General features: G+C 45.4%; 1 protein-coding gene. It reads right to left on the bottom strand.

The genetic code is table 11. The features are described from left to right. Nucleotides 1-22: 22 nt before the first annotated feature. Complete coding sequence (locus tag DF185_RS24805; protein WP_498365936.1) at nt 23-379, bottom strand: RNA-directed DNA polymerase; 357 nt, start codon at nt 377-379, stop codon at nt 23-25. Between the last annotated feature and the right edge of the window lie 279 nt (nt 380-658).

Below are 658 nucleotides of genomic sequence, written 5' to 3'. Positions count from 1 at the left end.
CCTCCATGCACGATTTTTCAGTTTAATCCATCATAGGAATGCCGTATGATCTGACTATCTTCTGAGGCACGCCGTAGTGTCGAAGAAGTTTCCATAGTGTTGTTCTGTCCACGCTATCAAATGCCTTTTCGTAGTCAATGAAGTTGATGTAGAGTGATGAATTCCATTCAATTGATTGTTCCACAATGATCCGTAGAGTTGCGATTTGGTCTGTACACGATCTATCCTTACGGAATCCTGCCTGTTGGTCACGAAGTTGGGCGTCTACGCAGTCCTTCATCCTGTTTAACAATACCCTGTTGAAGACTTTTCCCGGTATTGAGAGAAGAGTGATGCCCCTGTAGTTATCACACTTGCTGAGATCGCCTTTCTTCGGTATTTTGATCAGAAGTCCTTCTTTCCAGTCTGTTGGTACTTGTTCCTCATCCCAAATCTTATTGAAGAGAATGTGGAGTATCCTTGCAGTTGCCGCTACGTCTGCTTTCAGTGCCTCTGCTGGAATGTTTTCTGGTCCTGCTGCTTTACCGCTCTTGATTTGCCATCCTTATCTCTTTAATTGTTGGTAGGCCAACATCGATTGGGAGGTCCGTGGGTGCTGCTTCGATGTTGGGTGGGTTCAGTGGAGCTGGTCGATTCAAGAGTGCTTTGAGGTGTTCTA

Source organism: Marinifilum breve (assembly GCF_003202155.1).
GTDB classification, from domain to species: domain Bacteria; phylum Bacteroidota; class Bacteroidia; order Bacteroidales; family Marinifilaceae; genus Marinifilum; species Marinifilum breve.
This window is presented reverse-complemented; position numbering and strand designations above follow the sequence as displayed.